The sequence below is a fragment of the Apibacter sp. ESL0404 genome (assembly GCF_019469245.1).
Taxonomy (GTDB): Bacteria; Bacteroidota; Bacteroidia; order Flavobacteriales; family Weeksellaceae; genus Apibacter.
Genome location: NZ_CP048267.1, coordinates 1,161,866 through 1,186,671, shown reverse-complemented (window position 1 = coordinate 1,186,671; position 24,806 = coordinate 1,161,866). Strand labels below are relative to the sequence as shown.

The following is a 24,806-nucleotide window of genomic DNA, read 5'->3' as shown; positions in this document are numbered from 1 at the left end:
ATAAAACTATTCAAATTTATGAGCATTGTTTTTTATGGAAAATTACTTATTTTAATCTTTAAAAACTTTTAAGTTTGAAGAAAGAATAAAAATACAAATTCCAAAAATACCTATTAAAGCAAAGGAAAATCTAAGATTAAGAGCTTCGGATATGTAACCTATAACCGGAGGACCTAATAAAAAACCTATAAATCCTATGCTGGAAACTATAGTCAATGCCATGCCTGTTGGAATTTTAGTTTTCTGTCCTGATAAGCTGTAAATAGTGGGTATTATGCTGGATACTCCTAAACCGATAATCATAAAAGACAAAGTGGTGATAATCAAATTAGGAAAGGCAACAGAAATAAATAAGCCCAATGATATCATTATACCACTTAGTTGAACTACACGTTTTCTTCCCCATTTTTGTATGGCATGATCAGCAATAAAACGACCGCTTGCCATCATAATCATAAACGAGGTAAAACCTAAAGGAGCCCAATTTTTAGAAGCTTTAACGATTTCTTCAAAATATATCCCACTCCAATCAAACATGGCACCTTCGGAAGCCATACCACAAAAAGCAGTAATTCCCAGAAGAAATAAAAATTTTTCAGGTTTTTGCTTCTCTTTTGTACTTTTTGTTTCTGAATTTTTATCAGAAATATTTTTTGCGTCTATTTGTAGATATTTGAAATTAAACAAAATAAGTACCCCTACTGTAAAAAGAATAAACAGATAATGTTGAAAAGGCGATAATCCTAAGTTTACCATTACTAAACCTATTAAAGAACCGGTAAATCCGGCTATGCTCCAGCCTCCATGAAAAGAAGACATGATGGATTTTTTGTATAGATTTTCAACAAGTATTCCTTGAGTATTAACGGAAATATTACAAAAATTACCAAAAAAGCCAAACAAAATTAAAGTAAGAATTAACATTAATTCGGTTTGTGAACATCCTATTAATAATAAACTTAAGGCATAGCAAGGCAGAGAAGCTATCAATATTTTTTTACTTCCCATTTTAGATATTAAAAACCCCGATAGGGTCATCCCTAAAATTTGACCAACCGGCAGCATTAATAAAATAGTTCCCCAAGAAGCATCCCCTAATTTCAAAAAGTTTTTAATGTCAGGAATTCTGCTGGCCCAGCTGGAAAAACAGATTCCTTGTGAAAAGTAAAAAGCAAATACCCCCAAACGGATTCTTTTGGGTGATAGATTGTTAGGCTTCGAATCAATAGTGTTAGTCATCTATGAAATTTTGTTTTTTTTTGAAAATTAGCTGCAAATTTAATTCGCAAGTTTGTAAAATCATAAAATATTATGTAAAGCTCTTAAATGAGGAGATTTTGTTTTAAATTAAACTAATTAACAAAAATTTAACATTTATATTGTTTCATGGTTATATAATTTTGTGCTAAATTATAATAGATAAAACAATGAAAAAAGTATTTTTATTTTTAAGTATACTTGCTGCAAGTATGAGCTATTCTCAAAATCATCATTGGGGATATGAAGGAGAATCTTCTCCGGAACATTGGGGAGAATTGGAAGAAGGAAAACAATGCGGTACAGGTAAATTTCAATCGCCAATTAACATTTCAAAATCTAACTATAAAAAAGATTTATCGCCTATACAATTTAATTACGGATCGGGAGAAATCGAGGATATCGAAGACAATGGGCATTCTCTTCAATTTGATTTTAAATCGGGAAGCACCATTACGTACAACAAAAAAGTTTATACCTTAGTTCAATTCCATGCTCATGAAGAATCTGAACATACCATTGATAGAGTTAGATACCCGTTAGAATTACATTTTGTTCATAAAGCAGAAGATGGTTCAGTATTGGTAATTGGTGTTATGGTAAAAGAGGGCAATTTAAATTCTTATTTTGAAAAACTCGAAATTTTTAAAACATTAAAAGGGTTAGGAAAAATTAATACGGTTATAAAATTCAATCCTGAAAATTTATATCCAAAAGATAAATCCTATTACACTTATTTAGGATCTTTGACTACCCCTCCTTGTGCAGAAAATGTTACTTGGATCGTATTTAAAAATCCGATCACAATGAGCGAAGAAGAAATTGATGAAATAAAATATCATTTACCAAAATCAAATAACAGACCTCTTCAACCTTTAAACGGTAGAAAAATATTTAATAATTAAAAAAATATAGTCATATCTTAAATTCCCTGATTATACTTTTAATAATCAGGGAATTTTAATAAAATCATAAAAATTATTTAATACTAATTATATTAATTTCAGTAAATAAATTAAATACGTAATTTTGCACTATGCTAAACGAAATCAGGAAATCCGTAGCTTTTCATACCATAGGATGTAAATTAAATTTTGCTGAAACTTCTACAATTGCCCGACAATTAATAGAGGAAGGATTTGTAAAGGTATCTTTTGAAGAAATAGCAGATGTTTATATTATCAACACTTGTTCGGTAACCGATAATGCCGATAAAGAGTGTAAAACTATCGTTAAAAGAGCATTACATCTAAATCCTGATGCTCTGATTTGTATTATTGGTTGTTATGCTCAATTAAAACCGCATGAAATCAGTAAGATTGACGGGGTAGATTTAGTTTTGGGTGCAAAAGAAAAGTTTAATATCCACAAGTATATTATGGATCTTAAAAAAGATTCTGAAGTAAAAGTTCATTCTTGTGAAGTTGATCAAGCTGATTTTTTTGTAGGTTCCTATTCAATTGGAGATAGAACACGTGCTTTTTTAAAAGTACAGGATGGTTGTGATTATAAATGTACGTATTGTACTATTCCTTTAGCAAGAGGAATTTCACGTTCTGCAGAGCTTGAAACCATTATTAAACAAGCCGAAGAAATTTCTGAGAAAGGAATTAAAGAAATTGTACTTACAGGCGTGAATATTGGCGATTATGGAAAAGGTGAGTTTGGAAATAAAAAACATCAACATACTTTTTTAGAATTAATACAGAATTTAGATAGGGTAGAAGCCATAGAACGCATACGAATATCTTCAATTGAACCAAATTTGCTTAAGGATGAGATTATTGATTATGTTGCTGATTCGAAAATTTTCGTTCCTCATTTCCATATTCCTTTGCAATCCGGCTGCGATGATTTATTGAAGAAAATGAAGAGAAGATATCTGACTCATTTATACGACGAGAGAATCCATAAGATACATTCTGTAATCAAAGATGCTTGCATAGGAGTTGATGTAATTGTAGGCTTTCCAGGAGAAACGGAAGAAAAGTTCTTAGAAACGTATAATTTTTTACAAAATCTGCCGATTAGTTATTTACATGTTTTCACTTATTCGGAGAGGGATAATACAGAAGCTGTTCATATGGAAGACAGGGTACCTTATTCTGAGCGCAAAAAAAGGAATAAAATGTTAAAAATTCTGTCTGAAAAAAAACGCCATGCATTTTATGAATCTCAATTAGGCAAAGTTAAAACGGTTCTTTGGGAGCATGAGAACAAAAATGGGATGATGTACGGATATACTGAAAATTACGTACGCGTTAGCCAACCTTATAATCCTAAACTTATTAACCAATTAGAAGAAGTTTACCTGGAAAAGCTTGATTCTTTTGGAAATGTGCTTGTAAGATCTACCATTGCAGCTTACTAATCTAAGTATTAAAATTAGTACACATCAACCAATGGTTTACGTTTATTTAATTTTACAATCAAATGTTAAGAAATGGACGTCATTTCTATATCTTCGGATGAATCTTTATATCCTAAGAAATATAAAATTCCATCTAATCCGATGGTAGATAAGGAATGATTCGCATTTTGTTTGACCGTTGGCTTCGCATGAAATGCAATTCCAAGTCCGGCTATGGATAACATAGGTAAATCATTTGCTCCATCGCCAACCGCAACAGTTTGTTGTATATCTATATTTTCAAAAGTTGAAATTAATTTTAAATATTCGGCTTTCTTTTTGCCATCCACAATATCTCCAATGTAATTACCTGTTAACTTTCCATCAATAATTTCCAATTTATTGGCAAATACATAATCAAATCCGAATTTTTCTTTGAGATAGTCTCCGAAATAGGTAAATCCTCCGGATATAATTGCTGTTTTAAATCCACTTTTCTTTAGAACTCCCATTAATCGTTCGAGACCTTCAGTAATAGGTAAATTTTCTGCTATCTCTTTTAAAACGTTTTCATTCAAGCCTTTTAATAACTTTATTCTTTTTTTAAAGCTTTCGGAAAAATCTATTTCTCCGTTCATGGCAGACTCAGTGATGGCTCTAACTTCATTTCCAACTCCGGCTTTTTCTGCAAGTTCATCGATAACTTCAGTTTGAATTAAGGTTGAATCCATATCAAAGCAAATCAGGCGTCTCATTCTTCGGTACCTGTTTTCTTCCTGTAAGGCAATATCAATATTTAAATCAGATGATAAGGATAAGAATTTATTTTGTATTTCTTTTAGGTTAGATAGATTACCTCTTACAGCAAATTCAAAGCAAGTTCGATCAATATTTCGATCTAAAGGTATGCGTTGAGTTAAACGTATAATCCGTTCGATATTAAGTTTAAAATCTAATAAAACTTTAGAAACTTCAGAAATTTGGTTAGCACTAATTTCTTTACCTAAAATATTTATTATGTATCTGTTTTTACCTTGAACTTTAACCCAATTGCTGTATTCTTCTTTGGTTAAAGCTGAAAATCTAACATTAATTTCTAATGAATTGGCTTTAAATAAAATTTCTTTTAAAATATTTCCGGAACTACCGTTTTCAGACATGAAAATAATAGCTAAGGATAAAGAATGATGTATATTGGCTTGCCCAATGTCAAGTATTTTAGCATGATATTTTCCTAAGATATGAGTGATTGCTGTTGTTATCCCCGGTTTATCAACTCCTGATATGCTGACTAAAATTATTTCTGATGAATTTTTCATGTGAAAATTAATTATTTTAAATCATTTAATTATTAATTTAACATTTTCCACAGTTTAATCATTTGTTTTGCTTCTTTCACATCATGAACACGCAAAATATGAGCACCTTTTTGTAAAGCGTACAAATTTAATGCGGAAGTACCTATCAATGCATCTTCAGCAGAAGTTTCCAAACATTTATAAATCATACTCTTTCTGGAAATTCCTATATATAAAGGAAGATTAAATATTTTGAATTTATCTATATTTTTCAGCAAATCGTAATTTTGTTGTAAAGTCTTACTGAATCCAAATCCAGGATCTAATAAAATATCATTGACACCAAATTCTCGTAACTCACTAATTTTTTTAGAAAAGTAATAATTAATATCGGTGATTAGATTTTCATAATCTGTATAATTTCCCATAGTTTGAGGAGTTCCTCTCATATGCATTAAAACATAAGGAACGTTGAGCTTTCCCATAGTTTCAAACATTTTATCATCTAAAGTACCTCCCGAAATATCATTAATCATTCCCACTCCTTCATTGACACTTTCAATGGCAACTTTAGACCAAAAGGTATCGATCGATAATTTTACCCGAGGAAATTCTTTTTTAATAGCTTTAATTACAGGAATTACTATGCTTAGTTCTTTTTCATCAGATAAAAATTCGGAATCCGGACGAGTGGATTGTCCACCAATATCTATGAAATCTGCGCCTTCATCTATTATTTTTTCTGTTTGTTTTAAAGCTTTATCAATAGTGGAATACCTGCCACCATCAAAGAAAGAATCCGAAGTAACGTTTAGTATTCCGGCTACTTTAGGTTCATTACAATCGACCAAATCACCATTAATATTAATTGTCATATATCGTATTTGAAGCTGTAAATTTAAAAAAATAAATAAAGTTTAAAATAAATATTGACATACGGTTTAATATCATCCGTTTTTATATTAATGAGGTTTAGTTATAAATTATATCTATAATTAAGTATAAATATTTTAAAATATAAATGGTTATGAAATTACTTTCCAGTATTTTATTATTATTATATTATTTATATTTTTGTACTTGAAAAAATAATTACTATTATATTAATTTTTAAAATAATTAATTTAATTAAAAAAGGATAGTTCTTTATATAATTATTAAAATAGTATAATAAACTATATTGTAACAATTTAATGAAATGATAGACCAATAGATTTCAAAATTTAATCGTAAAATTAAGAGATAAAATGTATTCAGATCTTATCTGTCATGCAATTAACAATATAGTCAACTAGTAAACAACTATAAATAAAAAGATATAGTAAGTAAAATTAATTTATTTTTGCGCTCTTAAAACTAGGATTAAATGAAAAAATCTGTGAATAAAAATAATATCATATGGATTGATAATCTTAGGGCTGTTTCGGCAATAGGAATTATTTTATTGCATGTGGCTGCCAGAATGTGCCATCAGTATGGAAGTATTCCTAATAAAAGTTGGTGGATATCAAACTTTTATATTAATATAGCCCGGTTTGGTGTACCGGTTTTTGTTATGATGACCGGTTTATTATCTTTGGGAAAGCAATACACATTTAAACATTTTACCAAAAAATTATCGAGAATATTAATACCTTTTTTATTTTGGAGTTTAATATATATTTTCTTTAAAATACTAGGTATTCATTATAAAGATCATGTGGATCTGGGATTTAGATTTGTTATAGATTATACCTATCTAGAATTGGTTTCGGGAGCGAGTTACCATATGTGGTATATTTATATGATTATAAGAATTTATCTATTATATCCGATTATCAATCAATGGATTTTAGATAGTAATCCAAAACAACAATTATATTTTATAGTTGTTTGTTTTTTAATATTTTTAATTTTCTATACGTTCTTTAGTACCGTTTATTTAGTTAACTATATAAAACTATATTCCGAATTCTTGGGATATTTAGTTTTAGGATATTATTTAATAAGAAGAAAATATGAATATAATGTTAAATATTATGTTTATGTATGTTTAACTATTTATTTATTGTCCTATTTTGGGATTTGCTTTGATACCTATATAACGTCAAAAATGAACAATTTTTATATAGAACAATATAAGCCGTGGGATTTATTTCAAGCTCTTTCTGTTTTTCTACTTTTCTTTTTAGTTCCGGTGTTCAATAAAAAAAGTAAAATATTATCTTTTATAAGTAAATACAGTTACGGAATTTACCTAATACATGTGTTAGTTATGGCCTTAGTTGAACAATTGGGACTAAGCGCATTTTCTTTTAATCCTTTATTTTCTATTCCGATTACTACCTTACTCACTTTACTAATATCTATTATCATATTATATACTTTAGACAAGATACCTTTAGGAAAATATATAGTTAAATAGTACATTTGTAGGTATTAATGGAATAATGGAAAAAACATCAGAACAATTTGATTCAGTAATTTCAGTTTGTAAGGAATTATTTATAAAAAAAATGATTGATTACGGATCGGCTTGGAGAATATTACGATTGCCTTCCTTAACAGATCAGATATATATCAAAGCCAATCGAATTAGAACTATTCAGGAAAAAGGAAATCAAAAAATTTCAGAGGGAATCGACGAAGAATTTTTAGCGATAGTTAATTATTCTATTATGGCATTGATTCAATTGGAAAAAGGAATTGCAGAAAATCCTGATTTAAATTTAGAAGAGGCTGTACAGCTTTACGATGAAAAGGTTAGCCGGGCTAAAAACTTAATGATGCGTAAGAACCATGACTATGGTGAGGCTTGGAGAGATCTGAGAATAAGTTCAATTACAGATTTAATTTTGCAAAAATTATTGCGTATAAAACAAATTGAAAACAATGAAGGTAAAACATTAGTTTCCGAAGGTTTAGACGCCAATTATTTTGATATTCTAAATTATTCTGTTTTTGCTTTAATTCTTCATCAGGAAATTAATTAATTGTTGTTACATGAAATTCTTAACTCAATTTTTTAGAATACTTGTTGGAGTAGTTTTCATAATTTCCGGTTATGTTAAAACTATTGATCCCATTGGATTTTCATATAAATTGGAAGAATATTTTGGAGAAAGTGTGTTTAATCTGCCGAGCTTACATCATTTAGCACTTCCGTTGTCTATTTTTTTTGTGGTTTTTGAAGTCATGTTGGGTGTATTTCTTTTATTGGGAGTTTGGAAAAAATTTACGCTTTCTTCTTTAGTTTTATTAATAATTTTCTTTTCATTTTTAACTTTTTATTCTGCATATTTCCACAAAGTAACTGATTGCGGTTGTTTTGGAGATGCGCTTAAATTAACGCCGTGGACTTCATTTGGAAAAGATATTGTCCTTTTGGTAATGATTTTAATCTTAGTTTTCGGTTCAAAATATATCCATTCTGTATTTTCTGTAAAAATTAATTGGATAATCATAAGTGTTTCTTTTGCTATCTGCTTATGGACTGTTTATCAAGGGATTGCCCATTTACCCATCATTGATTTTAGATCTTATGCTGTGGGAAAAAATCTTAAAGAAGGTATGAATGACGGTGAACCGGAGCAAAATATAATTATATATACACTCAAGAATACATCCAATAATGAGATTAAAAAAATGAATTCAGAAGAATATATCAGTTCCGGAATTTGGAAAGACACCCTAACGTGGAAGATCAACGATACTTCGGTTAAAATTTTAAAAGAGGCAAAATTACCTTCTGTTCACGATTTTACAGTAGAATGTTTAGGAAATGATATAACGCAAGATATTTTAGATCAAGAAAAAATAGTAATAATTACTGTGCCATTTGCAAAAAAACTTAGTATTATTGAACGAGCTAAATTGAGAAAAATCACTTTTCAATTTAAGGAGAAAAAACTTAATTTTGTTATTTTAACGAATGATCCACAATATTTGAATCCTTTATCTTCATGCATTACAGATCAAACAACATTAAAAACAATTAATAGAAGCAATCCCGGGGTATTAATATTAAAAAGAGGAATAGTTGTTGCCAAATACAATGGTAATGATTTTCCAACCGTGAATGAAATAGAAAAATTATAAACTTAATAAACATACATATGAGAAAAAAAATTGTAGCCGGAAATTGGAAAATGAATAAAACATTGCCTGAAGCTAAAGTTTTATTAGCAGAAATTGACTCATTTATTCAATCTAATTCACCTAAATGTGAAGTTATTGTAGGAATACCCTTTATATATTTAGAAAATGCCAAAGCAAATCATAAAAATGTACAAGTTTTTTCTGAAGATATTTCCGAACACAAATCGGGAGCATATACAGGAGAAATTTCCGCAGAAATGCTTACCTCTATTCAGGTAGACGGTTCAATCATTGGCCATTCTGAAAGAAGACAATATCATAAAGAAACAGATGAACAAATAGGAGCTAAAGTTAAAATTGCTTTAGATAATGGTTTAACCCCTATTTTTTGTAACGGAGAATTATTAGAAGAAAGAAAAGCAGGTAAACATTTTGAAGTAGTTAAAAGACAAACCGAAATTGCTTTGTTTAACTTATCAGCTGAAGAAATAGTTAAAGTGGTAATTGCTTATGAACCGGTTTGGGCTATTGGTACCGGCGAAACAGCTACCCCGGAACAAGCGCAAGAAATACATGCATATATCCGTTCATTAATTGCTGATAAATATGGAAAAGAAGTAGCTGATTCAGTATCCATTCTATATGGAGGAAGTGTGAAACCGGATAATGCTAAAGAAATTTTCTCAAAACCGGATGTTGACGGTGGATTAATAGGAGGGGCTTCTTTAAATGTTAAAGACTTTGGATCATTAATCAATACATACAAAGAAATTTAATTACATTATAAAATTAGATTTAGAAAAAACAGATTCATTTATTCGAATCTGTTTTTTTATTTGGTTTTAAAGAGTATGAAATACCCTAAATACTAGTAAATATCAATATTTTTACGTATATTTGTAAGCATTTCTTGAAATAAATTAACGATTAAAAAATGAGTGAACAAAAATATACTGCAGATAGTATTCAAGCGCTTGAAGGAATTGAACATGTACGTATGCGTCCCTCCATGTATATTGGGGATGTGGGAGTTAGAGGATTACATCATTTAGTATATGAGGTAGTTGACAATTCCATTGATGAGGCTTTAGCCGGGTATTGCGATACTATTAATGTAAGTATAGGTAAAGATAATTCTATAACGGTAAAAGATAACGGTCGAGGTATTCCTGTTGATACCAATAAGCAGACGGGATTGTCTGCTTTAGAATTGGTTATGACTAAAATTGGAGCAGGAGGGAAATTTGATAAAGATTCATATAAAGTTTCCGGAGGATTGCATGGAGTGGGAGTGTCCTGTGTAAATGCATTATCTACTGAATTGATTGCTACCGTAAACAGAGACGGTAAACAATACCAGCAAAAATACTCTAAAGGGGTTGCATTAACTTCTGTTGAAATTGTTGGGGTTTCCACCCATACAGGAACTACAGTAACATTTATTCCCGACAGTTCAATTTTTACCGAAACTATTTATAATTACGATACATTAGCCACTCGTCTTCGTGAACTTTCATTTTTGAACAAAGGAATTACTATTACTTTATCAGATGAACGTGAAGTAGATGAAGAAGGCAACATTAGATCGGAAGAATTTTATTCTGAAAGAGGATTAGAGGAATTTGTCGAATTTATAGATGAGAACAGAGAACCCTTAATGGATGAAATCATCCATATGGAGGGAGAGATTGATGAAATACCGGTTGAAGTTGCGATGAGATACAATACTTCCTATACGGAAAATATTCATTCATATGTAAATAATATCAACACACATGAAGGGGGAACGCATTTAACCGGGTTTAGAAGGGCGTTAACCAGAACCTTGAAAAAATATGCCGATGAAAATATTAATTTGGCAAAAGAAAAGGTTGAAATTACCGGTGACGATTTTCGTGAAGGTTTGACTGCTGTTGTTTCCGTTAAAGTCATGGAACCTCAGTTTGAAGGACAAACTAAAACTAAATTAGGTAATTCGGAAGTTAGTTCTGCTGTAGATAAAATAGTTGCCGAAATGTTAACTAATTATCTGGAAGAACATCCTAATGAAGCAAAACAAATTGTTCAAAAAGTTCTTCTTGCAGCAAAAGCGCGACAAGCGGCTAAAAAAGCAAGAGAACTCGTACAAAGAAAATCTCCATTAGGAGGAAGCGGATTGCCGGGAAAATTAGCTGATTGTTCTTCACGTAAAGCAGAGGAAAGTGAGTTATTCCTAGTCGAAGGAGATTCAGCAGGGGGAACAGCCAAACAAGGTAGAGACAGAAACTTCCAAGCGATCCTTCCATTGAGAGGTAAAATACTTAATGTAGAAAAAGCTGTTAGCTATAAAGTATTTGAAAGTGATGAAATAAAAAATATTTATACCGCTTTAGGGGTATCTGTTGGTACAGAAGAAGATTCCAAAGAATTAAACCTTTCTAAGCTAAGATATCATAAAGTGGTAATTATGACCGATGCGGATGTAGACGGTTCTCACATTACAACTTTAATATTAACCTTTTTCTTCCGTTACATGAAAGAAATGATAGAAAAAGGATATATTTATATTGCAACCCCTCCTTTATATTTATTGAAAAAAGGAAATAAAGAATATTATGCCTGGGATGATAAACATAGAGAGGAAATAGCTTCACAATTAGGTAATGCTCAAGGTAAAGGTTTTACCGTTCAAAGGTATAAAGGTTTAGGAGAAATGAATGCTGAACAGCTTTGGGATACGACTATGAATCCTGAAAAAAGAACGTTGAGACAAGTTACTATCAATAATGCATCAGAGGCAGATCGTATATTCTCCATGTTAATGGGAGATGATGTACCGCCTCGTAGAGAATTTATTGAAAAAAATGCTGTTTATGCAAATATTGATGCTTAAAATATTTTAACATTTATATATAATAAAAAAGCCTATTTTTATTAAATAGGCTTTTTTTATTGATGAGATTTAATTTAAACTTGATACACTTCAGAATGAATTAACTTTATAACATTTATTTCTTTTTTATCTAGTTGTATTTCACGAAGAGACATTAATTTCATTGGGTAACTTTTACCATCCTGATGATAGGATGGTTGTTTATATTCTATTTCATTCCATAATTTGAAACCTAAACGTTCATAAAAATTAATTCGACGTATATCCCAATGTGAAGTTGGAGGCTCCACTTCAAGTACAATAGGTTGTGAAATTTTTTCTATGAATAGTTGCATAATCTTACTTCCATATCCTTTTTGTCTATAAACAGAAGAAATCGCAAAATGTTCAATAAATGTAAAAGTATTTAATTTCCAGTAAGTAATGAAACCGATTCTTTCGTTGTCTTTTATACATAATAATATTTTAAATTTATCTTTATAATCTTCATAAAGTTTAAACATTTGATCCGTAGGCCTCCTTTCTTCAACAGGAAAAGATTTTATATAATTATTTTCGACAAATGTAATTTCATTTTGATCTAAAAGATTTAATTTTTCAAGTTTCATATTAATTTATGGAATTTTATTTAAAATTGAGAGTAAATACTTTTATTAAAAAATTGAATATAATTTATTTCAAAACAAACAAATTTATTAATGATTATCAAAATAATCTGAAGAATGATAATCTTTTTCTTGATCAGTTGTATTTAAATTTTCATTATTATCAGTACTAATGGTAGCAGAATTATTATAATTAATATTCGGTTCAATTTCAGTTGAAATATTATTTTCACTCTGACGTTCAGTATAAACTTTACCTTCTAGAGAGTCTAATTTGTTTTGGAAACCTTGAATGACCAATATTTGAGAATTTAATTCTTGATCAATGTCTTTATTACGGTTTTTTAAAGTTTGTAACTCCGCTTCATTTAAAATTATCCTTTCTTTAATTTTAGTTAAATTATCTTGTTCTTTGTCAGAAATTTTGGAGTTGGCTTTTAAGTCAATTTTGTTGTAATCGTCACGAATAATTTTTTCTAAATATAAAATTCTATCGGAATTACGAACTTTTTCTTTAGTAAGCTTTATGGTAAAACTTTTCGCATTCGTTAAATCATCAATTACACAAGATTTTTGAATGTCTAACTTAAATTCTTCAAGAATTGGGATTGCTAATTCTTTTTCAGTAGTATTTGAATTGATGAAAGTATTGGATAAATTATGAAAAGAAGTGAATATCGTCATACTTTTATCATCATTATATTCATATGCAAAATTTCCTAACCATCTTTCACCATTTGGTGAAAATTTAATATCCGAACCATACACTTTATTAACAATTCCACCTTTCACTTTACCTCCTTGTTTTTTGATAAAATTCTTCCAAGTATTTACTAGGACTTCCTTATTACAAATTGGTAATGTAAAACTTAAGGATTCCATAATCTTGTTTTTTTCTGTATATGAAGATTCTTCAATAGTTTGAGAATGTGCAAAAGCACAGATAAAACTTAAAAGTATAATAGGTGTTTTATTCATCGTTTTAAAGATTTAAGATAATGGGCTGCAATTTCCTCACCTGAACTAACCGATTTTATAGCCCATTTTATTTTTAAATTAAGTTTTTGAATTTCAGTTAACTGCCAATTTAAATGACTATCTTCCAATTTCTTTCTCATTTCATAAAAACATATTCCGGCTGCTACAGAAACATTAAGACTTTCTGTAAAACCTAACATTGGAATTTTAATACACGCATCAGCATAATTTAAAGTTTCTTTATTTATACCTTTAAATTCAGTACCGAAAATTAAAGCTGTTGGCTGAGTTAGTTGAAAATCATAAATATCTATAGCATTTTTTTCAAGAGAAACTGCTACCAATTGATACCCATTTTCTTTAATTTCTTTTAAAGATTCCAGATTTGAAGATTTATAAGAGATATCAATCCATTTATCGGCTCCTCTTGCTACAGTACTTTCCGGCTTAAATTCATTTCTGTTTTCCAGGGCGATCAATGATTGAAACCCAAAAGCTTCCATACTTCTAACTATGGCACCGGCATTACGATATTGATACAGATCTTCAAGTATGGGAAGTACATAATTTGATCTGTAATTAACTAAATTTTCTATTTTTTCAAATTTTTCTTTTGATATAAAATCTATTAAATAGTTATATAAATCCAAATTATTCAAAAATTCTTTAGAAATCATGTTTCAAAAATAACAATTAAAGCTGTTAATATTTTCATAAATTGCAATTTAAAACCGAGAAATATAAATGAAACGTAAGATTTTATTAATTTATACAGGAGGAACTATAGGAATGATCAAAGAGTATAGTACCGGAACACTAAAACCTTTTGATTTTAATGCGCTATTAAAGCATATACCCGAGATAGAACTAATTGATGTAGATATAGATATCAACGTATTTGAAAAACCTATTGATTCTTCAGACATAGATATTCATGATTGGATTAAATTAGGTAATATACTTGAAAATTCTTATTTAAACTATGACGGATTTGTAATATTGCACGGTACGGATACGATGTCCTATACTGCTTCTATGATGAGTTTTATGTTACAAGGATTGAAAAAACCTGTACTATTTACAGGATCTCAATTGCCAATTGGTGAATTGCGAACAGATGCCAAAGAAAATTTGATAACTTCAATATATTACGCTTCTTTATATGAGAATGATAAGCCTGTTATCAACGAAGTGTGTATTTATTTTGAATATAAATTATATAGAGCAAACAGAACAACCAAATTCTCAGCAGAACATTTTGATGCTTATATTTCTCCCAATTATCCTAAATTAGGAGAGTCCGGCGTTAATCTTGGAGTTTTTAAAGAATATCTTTTAAAACCTAGTCATACAGATTTTAAGGTAAATAAAAATCTGGTTAATAAAATTGATATATTCACATTTTTTCCGGGAAAAAATAAGTATTTATTAGATCGAATGGTTTCAGACAATGATCTAGAAGGGATTATTTTAAGAACCTTCGGTTCGGGAAATATTCCTTCCGACAAAGAAACCTTAAGAGCCTTACATAAAGCCAAGGAGTTAGGAAAAGAAATTATAGTTATTACACAGTGTATAAGAGGAAATGTAAATTTTGGGAAATATCATAATAGCCTCATATTTAAAGATTTAGGCGTAATATGTGGATATGATATAACAGTAGAAGCTGCCACAACTAAGCTAATGCATTTACTCGGACAAAATTTAAAAGGTAAAATACTCAAAAAACAGTTTGAGGAAAATTTATCCGGTGAAATAACTTAAAAATATAAATAAATTGTGAATATATTAATATATTTTAAATTAATAGGAAGTAACAAATTTAAGCATTTTAACAGAGCAATAAAATAAAGTTAAAGCTACAAATAATAAAGAATTTTCCAAATTAAGTAATGAAATAAACCGTTTAAATTTCATGGCATATGCTTTTCTTAGTGTTAATTTCTGCAAATATATAAATTTTTACATAATTAAAATATAAGTTCAACTCTTTTTTAGATTGAGAATATCTATTTTTATTAGGAATTGTAAAAAATATATCACTCAATTTTAATATAAATTATATTTAAAATTTAACAATATTAATAACAATAATTTTGATGTATATATTTATTTATAAACAATAATTTTCTCATAAAATAAATATATATTTAAAATAAATTATATAAAAAATATTTTAAAATAATATTTTTATAATAAAAAAATATTTTATAAATTTAATTATAAAATGAAAATTATTTTAAAATCAATTTTTTTAAATAATGCCATAAAAAAATATGAAATCAAAAATATTTAAGATTAAATCAAATTATTGTAGTAAGTTGAATATTCATATATATTTATATTATTTGAAAATATAAATGGCTTAAAATTTGGAAAATTAAATATTACATATCATATTATAATTGTGGTCAAGTAAATAAAATTCCATTTTTATTTTCAGTTTTATTTTCAGAAACTAATTATTACCTTTGGCAAAAAAATTGAGAATATTAAATTTAAGAATATATTTTTATAAGATTTATAAGTATTAATAAAAAATAATAAAAACTGTATGATAAGAAATATACCATTTGTTTATATAACTATTTTGTTATTAAATATTTCTATTTTAAAATCACAAGTTCAATATGGTGTTAAGGGAAGCTTACAATTTACTAATGTTAGAAATATCCATAGACATTCCGAAACACGTATTTTTGCTCCTGCTATTGGCTTATTTGCACAAATTCCTTTAAATGATTTTAATGATGTTTGGTTTTTTAAACCTGAAATAGTTTACTCTGAACAAGGGGAAAAAGACGGAAAAGAAATGAATACTAAATTTTTTCAATCATATATAAATGTTCCATTAATGGTAAAATACTATTTTGGTGACTTTATATTTCCGCCATGTTGTAGAGGTAAAGAAACTCACGAATTATTTATCGAAGTAGGCCCTCAATTTGGGTATTTAATTAAAGAAAAAAATAAAGGAAGGGATAAAAGATGGTATGGAGGGGCTTCAAAATTTGATATTTCTGCAGGTCTAGGTGGAGGCGTAAGCTTTTTAAGAAAGCATGAAGTGGGGCTTAGATATAATTTTGGATTAAATGATATTTATAAAGATAATAATGGATATTCAAAACATGGGAAATGGTATAAGTCTCATAATACATCAAATCTTGCGGTATCATATTTTTACTTTTTTTAAACTTATTAAATAATCATTAATATATTAGTAATTTGTAATTTATTAAGTAGTGATTTTAATTTAAACTATATTAGGCTTAACTATAAATAAATTCCAAAAATATAATTTTCCAAAATAATTGATTTGATGTTTAAATAAAATTATGTTTATTTAAAAATATTTTTATTACTTTATTTTATATTAATTTTTTATTAGTTATTAATATTTATAAGTATAGAATATTTATTTTTATTAAAATCTTATATATATACTATTACTATATAAATTTTAATAATCTAAAATTTATTTTTGTAAAATAAATATGAAAACTTAAACGAAAATGTGAGTAGTAAAAATCAATTGAAAAGCAATCAATTATACAAGTACTTTGAAAAAACTGATAAAGAATATTTTGATTAAATAATTATTTTCATTTTATATTTATAAAAAAGTTAAGTTTTGCTATGTAATTTGATAGATATTTAAAATATTAAATTGAATAAATTTAAATTTATTATAGTTTTATTAAATATATGTCAAATATCTTTAATTTCATATATGTTTTTATTGATAAATTAAATATAGCTTTTACTTCAGGTATATTTAATTATCCATGTATTTATAAAATCTTATCCTAAATATTGATCATACCAAAATTGTAATAAACTTTTGTTACAAATTTAAAATAATGCAACAAAAAATTAGTAGTATTAGGCACAAGTAAAAAAACGTAAAAAAGCGCTATAATCCGTATAAATACAAGAAAACCAGCTATATAAGCGAGTTTATTAGCAGAGAGGATGGTCTCTTTCTAAAATATCGTAACATTGTTTTATAATATCCAATTTTTATATTACGGTAACGGTTTGATAACACTCCTAAAAAAGAAAAACTTCAATTAAACATTGATTAAACCGATGTATATTATCATACGTTCAGCATAGTTTTATTCAAGCTTTTCGTAAGTATCTAAATATAGATATTTGCGCCTTGCATTAAATTTATAACTCTTTTTATTAGTTAATAGGAGGTAATCCCAGCTCTTTTAGAAATTCATTATGTTTATCCGTATTTGTTTTTATGCTTTCGTTTATTGATATCAATTTTTTATTCACCTCTTGTAAATCAATTGGTACTTCCTCTTCTGATATATTTACATATCTCGAAATATTTAGGTTATACCCATTTTTCTCAATTTCTTCCATCGAAACTTTACGAGAATATCGTTCTATTTCATATCGGTTCTGATATGTTTCGACAATTTTATCTATATGTTTATCTTCTAATGAATTTTGCCTTTTACCTTTTTCATAATGTTCACCGGCATTAATAAACAAAATATCATCCTCTTTTTTACATTTTTTCAAAACCAGAATACAAACCGGAATACCTGTTGAGTAGAATAAATTGGAAGGTAAACCAATAACCGTGTCAATATTATTATCTTTTAATAGCTTAGTTCGTATTCGCTCCTCTGCTCCTCCACGAAATAAAACACCATGAGGCAATATAATAGCCATAGTACCTTCTTTAGCTAAAAAGTGAAATCCGTGTAATAAAAAAGCAAAGTCAGCTGCTGATTTAGGTGCCAAGCCATGGCTTTTAAAACGAAAATCTTCTGCCAGAGTATCGTTAGGCTCCCAACGTAAACTAAAAGGCGGATTAGCTACTATGGCATCAAATTCGATCTTTTTAGAAGGATTCATTTCGTTCAATATATCCCATTGGTTAAGCAAAGTGTCTCCGTGGAAAATTTCAAACTCGGTATCTTTCATGCCGTGTAGAAGCATATTCATACGTGCCAGATTGTAAGTCGTTACGTTTTTTTCCTGCCCGTATATTTTCCCTATAGTACCGCCATTTTCCCTTAATTTGGTTCTTACATTTAATAGTAACGAACCCGAACCACAGGCAAAATCCAATACTTTGTCTAATTTAGATTTTGGACCTCTTACAGGGTCTTGAGTATCTAAGATAACAATTCGGGAAAGAATGGATGAAATTTGTTGTGGTGTATAAAACTCTCCTGCCTTTTTTCCTGAACCGGCGGCAAATTTTCCAATCAAATATTCATAAGCATCTCCAAGAGTATCGGTATCTGTAGAAAAATCGGCAATGCCTTCGGCTATTTTTGTAATTATCTTACAAAGCTTATCATTTCTTTCTTTGGAAGTTTTTCCGAGTTTTTCCGAGTTCAGGTTGATTTCAGAAAACAAACCTTTAAATGTGGTTTCAAACGATTCGTTTTCAATGTAACGGAACCCTTTTTGGAGTGTTTCCAATAAATCATTATCTTGAGTACGAGCTAGTTCGGTAACATTACTCCATAAATATTTAGGTTTGATAACATAATGCACTTTTCTACGCATCTGCATTTCAAAATCTTCTATATCCTCTTGGTTTTTGTCATACCAGATTTTTAAAGGGGGAGGCACAATAAAATCAGCTCGATTATCTTTAGAAGGACTTTTGGGATAATCTTTTCCTAATTCCTTTTTGGCAGCTTCTTCATAGTTAAAAGACAGATACCGGAGAAAGAGAAACGAAAGCGTATAATCACGAAAGTCATCCGCATTCATGGCTCCTCTCAATTGATCTGCTATATCCCAAAGTGTATCCCCTAATTTATTTTTATCTTGTTGTGTCATACTGTTTCTGTTTAAGTTTCTTAGTTAAATATTTCTGGAAAATGAAATTCGTACTTTTCAGTAAAACCGGTAAAAATTCTTTTGAAAAGTTCTTTGTTGTCATCTCCCATTTCTACGGGGTCGAATATTGAATATTTACCATGGCTGAATAATTGTAATGCCCGTTCAAAAAGTACTTCATCTTCTAAACCGACAATACATTTATCAATTTTATCATATCCAAAAAAAGTTGCCGTTTTTTCTAAAATACTTCTCAAGGAATTAAAATGATAGGTATAAATTTTATTTGATTCACAGACTTTTTTTAATTCGCTCAGTATGGCTATATGATGAAAAAAAGGGGTATCTTTGGTATTTTGTAAAGCATAACCATCAGTTCCTTTACTATGTAAAAAATAACGTTTATACTGCAGTTTTTTTCTACCAAATTCATTGAAAAGTACATTAAAGAACAAGCTGTGATGCGTTGAAATTACCGTTTTAATCATGTTACCTTTTGTGGAAATTAAATTACATAAATCACAAGCAACCGCAATAGCATTATTTTCATCAAGAGAGGATATGGGATCATCAATATAAATATACTTCACCCAACTGTATGCAGGGTCTTTATCAATAGCTAACTGACAAATGGCAAGAAAAAAACACCATATAAATAAGGTTTCTTCTCCTCTTGAGATTTTAATATTCTCAGCAGTTTGTTCATTTCCGTCAACAATCATGCTTCGTGAAAAAGCTACGGTGGAGGTATCATAATCGATGTCGAACTTTAAATCTACATAATTATTAAAGAATGATTCAATTTTGACATCCAAATCCAACTCATGTAATCCGTCAAAAAATACAGATTCAGGATTTAATTTAAGTACTCGGTTGGTATCATTTTCAAGGTCATTATTCCAGGAGAATAAATCTTCAGTAAACGCATTGAAATATAAAGTATCCCGACTGGTTACATTACCATCAACATTAACCTTTTTTCCGGCCTGTTTAAATTCCATGGAAAGCCGGGTTTTACCACTACCATTATGAGCAAATAATAATACCAAATTTTTCATTTTATGATTATCTCCTATTAAGTCTTTTCGGAGATGTTTGGCTACCTCTGCAAGATTTGTAAAATTAATTATTGTATTCATATTCTAGTCGTTTATTTTAGGAAACAATCCCTGCATCAATCCTTTCTTATGTAGTTTTAATTGTTCTATCTTTTCTGTCTGGGCTGTAATTAAAGCATCTAAGGATGATAGGCAAGAGGCGATTTTTTGTTGTTCTTTGATAGTATTAGGTATCATTAACTCTATTCCTTTTAGTTCATCTAAACCAATTCTTTTTCTGGTTGAACCTGTTGATTTTTTTTCAATAGCTTCTCTTATTTGTTTTGAATTTATTATTGAATAAATAAAATATTTCGAGTATTTTTTCTCGTCTACAACTAATCTTATGCCATCAGAAGCCATAACACATCTATTTAGGTAAGATGGTATAATACAAGCTCGACCAACAGGATCACCCATCTTTGATAAGATTATTTCATCCGAGTAGATATTGCAGCTTAACAATTCATCGGCTTTCTCTTTTGAAGTATAGATTTTGTATTCATTATTAAATTCTCCATCACCAATATTTTGGAGTTGAATAATTCGAATTCCTTCTGTTGTATAATCACTAGCTTTTAGGTTTGAACCAAAAGGCCCACCAGTAAAATTCCATTTGATTTTTTTATCTGTTGTCTCAATTATTTTCTTTTCCACCCACTCTCCATCTTTCTCAAATTCCTTAAACCTATATTTAGGTACTTTTTCCCCTTCTTGAGGAAAAAGCTTTTGCATTAATCCTTTTTTGTGGTCTTTAAGCAGATCCAGCTTTTGGCCTTGATCTGCTATCATCTCATCTAAAGAGGAAAGGCAAGAAGCTATTTTTTGTTGTTCTAACTTTTGAGGAATTATTAATTTTACTGCTTTTAATTCATCTAAACCAATTCTTTTTCTCGTTGAACCTGTTGCTTTTTTTTCAATGGCTGTCCTAATATGTATTGAATTTATTAGAGAATAGATGAAATATTTTGAATATCTTTTTTCATCTACAACCAATCGTATACCATCAGATGCCATAACACATCTTTTCAAGATATCTGGTATAATACAAGCTCTACCAACTGGATCTCCCATTTTCGAAAGAATAATTTCACCTGAGTAAATATTACAACTTAGTAGTTCATTAGCTTTCTCTTCTGAAGTATATATTTTGTAGTCATCATTAAATTCTCCGTCGCCAATATTTTGAAGTTGAATAATTCGAATTCCTTCTTTTGTATAGTCTGTAGCTTTTAAATTTGACCCAAAAGGCCCACCAGCAAAACTCCATTTTACTCTTTCTTCAGTCGTTTCAATTAACTTCTTTTCTTCCCATTCCCCTTCATCCACAAACTCAGGAAAACGCAATTCAGGTATTAATTTAGTCTTTTTACTCATAAGCTGTTAATCCTGATATTTCACGTCCTTGGGCTAATTTATTTAATTGGGGTACTAGGTCTTCCATCAATGCTAATTCTTTAACCCTGCGTTCTTTCCAGCTTAAACTTAAGGGTTCTAATAAATCCGTAAGCTTTTCCCCGTCAAAAATCATCCGGCTCATGATCTCTTCTACAAAAGCTTTCAGGTCTGCTATTTCTAATCCGTACTTGTGAGCTATGGCAGCTAGTTCTTTGTTGTGTTTTTGAACTTTAAATGTATTGTACCCTTGATAAAGCGACTTTACATCCTGACCGCTGTTCCAATCCAAACTGTTGATATATTCGGTTAAATCTTCTTCTTCTTCCATTAAATTGGAATTGGATTTCAGCAAACTAATTACCTGTTCTTTAGTCATCTTATGCTTAGAAGGTTTCTTTTGCATATTGTCTGCAATCAGATTCATGATATAATCATAGTCTATTATAGCAGAGGCAAACAATACAAATTCAAAATCCAGTTGTTGAATTTCGGGCGGTACTTCATCGCCTCCTTTTTGCTGGATTTCTCTTAGTCGCTTCGCTGTTTCCAAATACGAACTTCTAAATCTTTGTAAAGTTTCGTAAGGTAAAATGGTTTCGATGGTAGTTTTTTGATCTTCATCCAAGTCTGTATATTGATCAAGCTGGGTTTTAAGCCGTTGTACCTCTTTAAAATTTTTCACAAAGGTAATCCTTGCAGCATCTCCTCTCAATCCGTATACTTCTTGCGGTTCATTAACAAGGTTTTGTTGTTGCATAAAATCTCCCAATTTATCTACGGCTTCTTTATATTTTTCAATAATTACCGGAGCAGGATCAATCAGCCAAATTTTTCTGGACTGTCCACTGTCTTCTCCCGAAAAAAGAGCGATAGCTTGATTTACGGCATCCTGCTGCGAACGGAAATCTAAGATATTGCCGTAAGGCTTGGAATCATTGAGTACCCGATTGGTTCGTGAAAATGCCTGAATCAGTCCGTGATATTTTAGGTTTTTGTCTACGTACAAAGTATTAAGGTATTTGCTATCAAAACCTGTGAGCAACATATCCACTATTATGGTAATATCAATTTTATTTTTATGTGGATAATCTTTATTACTATATTTTTGATCTTTAATGCGTTTTTGTACGTCCTGATAGTATAAATCAAACTCATGGATGCTATGATTCGTACCGTATTGTATATTGTAATCGGTAATAATTTCCGTTAAAGCTCTTTTCTTTTCTTCAGGGTTTTGTGTATTGTCTTCTCTTTCCTGAATTAAATCTTCCTGAAGTTGCTTGATATCTGCTGCATTCTTTTGGCTTTGACGGTCTCCATCCTTAGCAATTAACTGAGCGGGTGGTGAAAATACACAAGCAATATTCAACGGCAGATAATCAGGATTTTCGCTTTGTTTCTTTTTCTGAACTTTTTTGAATAACTGATAGTATTCAATAGCATTGTTGATAGAAGCAGTAGCCAAAATAGCATTAAATTTTCTGTTGTTGGTTGCTCCATTATGCTTCTCCAAGATGGACTCCACAACAGCCTTTCGTTTAACCGTTTCTCCTTGATTTATTTTAGTAGAATTTTTGCCCTTAAAAAAATCTATGTGGAAACGCAATACATTTCTATCATCAATAGCATGAGTGATGGTATATTTATGCAACTCTTGATCAAATATATCTTTAGTCACTTTGTATGTTGCTTTTCCATCTTCTCTTATAACATTAGTCGCATTATCTTCAAAAATGGGTGTACCTGTAAAACCAAATAGCTTTGCATTGGGAAAAAACGCTTTTATCGCTGTATTATAATTTCCAAATTGAGAACGATGGCATTCGTCAAAAATGAAAACCATACGTTTATCTTTCAAAGGTTCTAACCTCTTTTTATAAATTTCTTTACCGTTTTTTTCCTTTGCTTTGTTATGCTTACTATCTTCCTCAGCTAAAGCCAAACCCAATTTTTGGATGGTAGTAACAATTACTTTGTCTGCATAGTCGGTAGAAAGCAAACGCCTTACCAATGTTAATGTATTGGTATTTTCTTCTACACTCCCTTCCTGAAATCTATTGAATTCCTCCCGGGTTTGTCTATCGAGGTCTTTCCGGTCAACTACAAATAAACATTTTTCAATATCAGATATCTTTCATCAAAGTAGAGGCTTTGAAAGAAGTTAGGGTTTTACCACTTCCTGTAGTATGCCAAATGTAACCGTTTCCTAAGTTTTGTTTAATAGAGTTAATTATAGCCTCTACTGCATAAATCTGATACGGACGCATCACAAGCAATTTTTGTTCGCTTTCCACCAATACCATATATTTGCTAATCATTTCTCCAAGTGTGCATTTTTTGAGGAATTTATCAGCAAAATCATAAAGATTATTAATCTTGTTATTATTGATGTCAGCTAATTCATAAACCGGAAGAAATTGTTCATCTGCATTAAATGCAAAATGCTCATTTTTATTATTCGCAAAGTATAAGGTTCTGCTTACATTACTCACTATAAATAACTGCATAAAGCAAAGTAGAGAATTTCTGTAACCGTTGCCCGGATCGTTTTTATAATCCACTATTTGCTGCATGGCTTTTCGCGGCGATATATCATACTTCTTTAATTCAATCTGCACCACAGGCAAACCATTGATTAAAAGAATAACATCATAACGTTGATGACTGTTTTCTGTATTAATGCGTAATTGATGTATGACTTCATAATCATTTTTACACCAATCTTTGATGTTTACCAAGGTATAGTGTAGAGGAGTTCCATCTTCACGCTGAAAGTATTGTTTTTCACGCAACATTTTGGATGTAATAAATACATCGGAATTAATTATTTCTTCCCGAAGTCGAGAAAACTCACTATCTGTAAGATGAACAAGGTTAAGTTCTTCAAATTTGGCTTTAAAGTTTTCCTCAAGCGTTTTTCTATCAACTATATCCGGGCGATAATTATATTTTAACTCTGAAAGTTTTATAATTAAATTTTTCTCTATTTCTATTTCTTTAATCATATATATATGTATATGCCAAAATGATATATTTTATTCCCTATTCTGTTAA

The 24,806-nt window shown here is 29.6% G+C and carries 20 protein-coding genes; 9 read left to right on the top strand and 11 right to left on the bottom strand.

Going from position 1 to position 24,806, the window contains the following annotated elements; genetic code table 11:
• Window positions 1-51: 51 nt before the first annotated feature.
• Window positions 52-1,239, bottom strand: coding sequence for an MFS transporter (locus GYM72_RS04995; RefSeq protein ID WP_220263640.1), 1,188 nt, complete (start codon window positions 1,237-1,239; stop codon window positions 52-54).
• A 188-nt stretch (window positions 1,240-1,427) separates the two neighbouring features.
• Here GYM72_RS04995 and GYM72_RS04990 point away from each other — a divergent pair, with 188 nt between their 5' ends.
• Both GYM72_RS04990 and mtaB read left to right on the top strand, forming a co-directional pair.
• Window positions 1,428-2,162, top strand: coding sequence for a carbonic anhydrase (locus GYM72_RS04990; protein WP_160543249.1), 735 nt, complete (start codon window positions 1,428-1,430; stop codon window positions 2,160-2,162).
• Window positions 2,163-2,293: 131 nt separating this feature from the next.
• Window positions 2,294-3,628 carry a tRNA (N(6)-L-threonylcarbamoyladenosine(37)-C(2))-methylthiotransferase MtaB gene (mtaB, locus tag GYM72_RS04985; protein ID WP_220263639.1) on the top strand — a complete coding sequence of 445 codons (1,335 nt, stop codon included), beginning with the start codon at window positions 2,294-2,296 and terminating at the stop codon, window positions 3,626-3,628.
• Between the two features lie 65 nt (window positions 3,629-3,693).
• On the opposite strand, the gene serB is transcribed toward mtaB, so the two are convergent.
• A complete protein-coding gene (gene serB / locus GYM72_RS04980) occupies window positions 3,694-4,926 on the bottom strand; it encodes a phosphoserine phosphatase SerB (RefSeq protein ID WP_220263638.1) in 1,233 nt (410 codons plus the stop codon).
• A 32-nt stretch (window positions 4,927-4,958) separates the two neighbouring features.
• A complete protein-coding gene (folP, locus tag GYM72_RS04975; protein ID WP_220263637.1) occupies window positions 4,959-5,780 on the bottom strand; it encodes a dihydropteroate synthase in 822 nt (273 codons plus the stop codon).
• A gap of 491 nt (window positions 5,781-6,271) precedes the next feature.
• Between folP and GYM72_RS04970 the strand changes: the two genes are divergently transcribed.
• The 5 genes from GYM72_RS04970 (at window position 6,272) to gyrB (ending at window position 11,854) form a co-directional block, all read left to right on the top strand.
• The gene (locus GYM72_RS04970; RefSeq protein ID WP_160565069.1) at window positions 6,272-7,309 is read left to right on the top strand and encodes an acyltransferase; all 1,038 of its coding nucleotides are present in this window, start codon (window positions 6,272-6,274) and stop codon (window positions 7,307-7,309) included.
• 25 nt (window positions 7,310-7,334) lie between these two features.
• Window positions 7,335-7,877, top strand: coding sequence for a DUF1599 domain-containing protein (locus tag GYM72_RS04965; RefSeq protein ID WP_166006132.1), 543 nt, complete (start codon window positions 7,335-7,337; stop codon window positions 7,875-7,877).
• Window positions 7,878-7,887: 10 nt separating this feature from the next.
• Window positions 7,888-8,982 carry a BT_3928 family protein gene (locus GYM72_RS04960; RefSeq protein ID WP_220263636.1) on the top strand — a complete coding sequence of 365 codons (1,095 nt, stop codon included), beginning with the start codon at window positions 7,888-7,890 and terminating at the stop codon, window positions 8,980-8,982.
• 17 nt (window positions 8,983-8,999) lie between these two features.
• The gene (tpiA, locus tag GYM72_RS04955) at window positions 9,000-9,758 is read left to right on the top strand and encodes a triose-phosphate isomerase (protein WP_220263635.1); all 759 of its coding nucleotides are present in this window, start codon (window positions 9,000-9,002) and stop codon (window positions 9,756-9,758) included.
• A 158-nt stretch (window positions 9,759-9,916) separates the two neighbouring features.
• Window positions 9,917-11,854: a DNA topoisomerase (ATP-hydrolyzing) subunit B gene (gene gyrB / locus GYM72_RS04950; RefSeq protein WP_160543257.1), complete on the top strand. Its 1,938-nt coding sequence runs from the start codon at window positions 9,917-9,919 to the stop codon at window positions 11,852-11,854.
• Between the two features lie 74 nt (window positions 11,855-11,928).
• Here the strand turns inward: gyrB and GYM72_RS04945 are convergent, their stop codons facing one another.
• From GYM72_RS04945 to GYM72_RS04935, 3 genes are all read right to left on the bottom strand, one after another.
• Window positions 11,929-12,462 carry a GNAT family N-acetyltransferase gene (locus tag GYM72_RS04945; RefSeq protein WP_220263634.1) on the bottom strand — a complete coding sequence of 178 codons (534 nt, stop codon included), beginning with the start codon at window positions 12,460-12,462 and terminating at the stop codon, window positions 11,929-11,931.
• 87 nt (window positions 12,463-12,549) lie between these two features.
• Window positions 12,550-13,437, bottom strand: a complete 888-nt coding sequence (locus tag GYM72_RS04940) for a hypothetical protein (protein ID WP_220263633.1) — start codon at window positions 13,435-13,437, stop codon at window positions 12,550-12,552.
• Window positions 13,434-14,114, bottom strand: coding sequence for an RNA methyltransferase (locus tag GYM72_RS04935; protein ID WP_220263632.1), 681 nt, complete (start codon window positions 14,112-14,114; stop codon window positions 13,434-13,436). The genes GYM72_RS04940 and GYM72_RS04935 overlap by 4 nt, the downstream gene beginning before the upstream one ends.
• Window positions 14,115-14,181: 67 nt before the next feature.
• Here GYM72_RS04935 and GYM72_RS04930 point away from each other — a divergent pair, with 67 nt between their 5' ends.
• Both GYM72_RS04930 and GYM72_RS04925 read left to right on the top strand, forming a co-directional pair.
• Entirely contained in the window at window positions 14,182-15,201 is a 1,020-nt protein-coding gene (locus GYM72_RS04930) for an asparaginase (protein WP_220263631.1), read from the top strand.
• Between the two features lie 790 nt (window positions 15,202-15,991).
• The gene (locus GYM72_RS04925) at window positions 15,992-16,630 is read left to right on the top strand and encodes a porin family protein (RefSeq protein ID WP_220263630.1); all 639 of its coding nucleotides are present in this window, start codon (window positions 15,992-15,994) and stop codon (window positions 16,628-16,630) included.
• Window positions 16,631-17,625: 995 nt separating this feature from the next.
• On the opposite strand, the gene GYM72_RS04920 is transcribed toward GYM72_RS04925, so the two are convergent.
• From GYM72_RS04920 to GYM72_RS09905, 5 genes are read right to left on the bottom strand one after another with little or no spacing between them, the layout of a single operon-like run.
• A complete protein-coding gene (locus GYM72_RS04920) occupies window positions 17,626-19,257 on the bottom strand; it encodes a type I restriction-modification system subunit M (RefSeq protein WP_220263629.1) in 1,632 nt (543 codons plus the stop codon).
• 20 nt (window positions 19,258-19,277) lie between these two features.
• A complete protein-coding gene (locus GYM72_RS04915; protein ID WP_220263628.1) occupies window positions 19,278-20,396 on the bottom strand; it encodes an AAA family ATPase in 1,119 nt (372 codons plus the stop codon).
• A gap of 3 nt (window positions 20,397-20,399) precedes the next feature.
• Window positions 20,400-21,731, bottom strand: a complete 1,332-nt coding sequence (locus GYM72_RS04910) for a restriction endonuclease subunit S (protein WP_220263627.1) — start codon at window positions 21,729-21,731, stop codon at window positions 20,400-20,402.
• Complete coding sequence (locus GYM72_RS04905) at window positions 21,724-23,874, bottom strand: DEAD/DEAH box helicase family protein (protein WP_255571599.1); 2,151 nt, start codon at window positions 23,872-23,874, stop codon at window positions 21,724-21,726. Before GYM72_RS04905 ends, GYM72_RS04910 begins: the two co-directional genes overlap by 8 nt.
• A 1-nt stretch (window position 23,875) precedes the next feature.
• A complete protein-coding gene (locus GYM72_RS09905) occupies window positions 23,876-24,757 on the bottom strand; it encodes a type I restriction endonuclease (protein WP_255571440.1) in 882 nt (293 codons plus the stop codon).
• Between the last annotated feature and the right edge of the window lie 49 nt (window positions 24,758-24,806).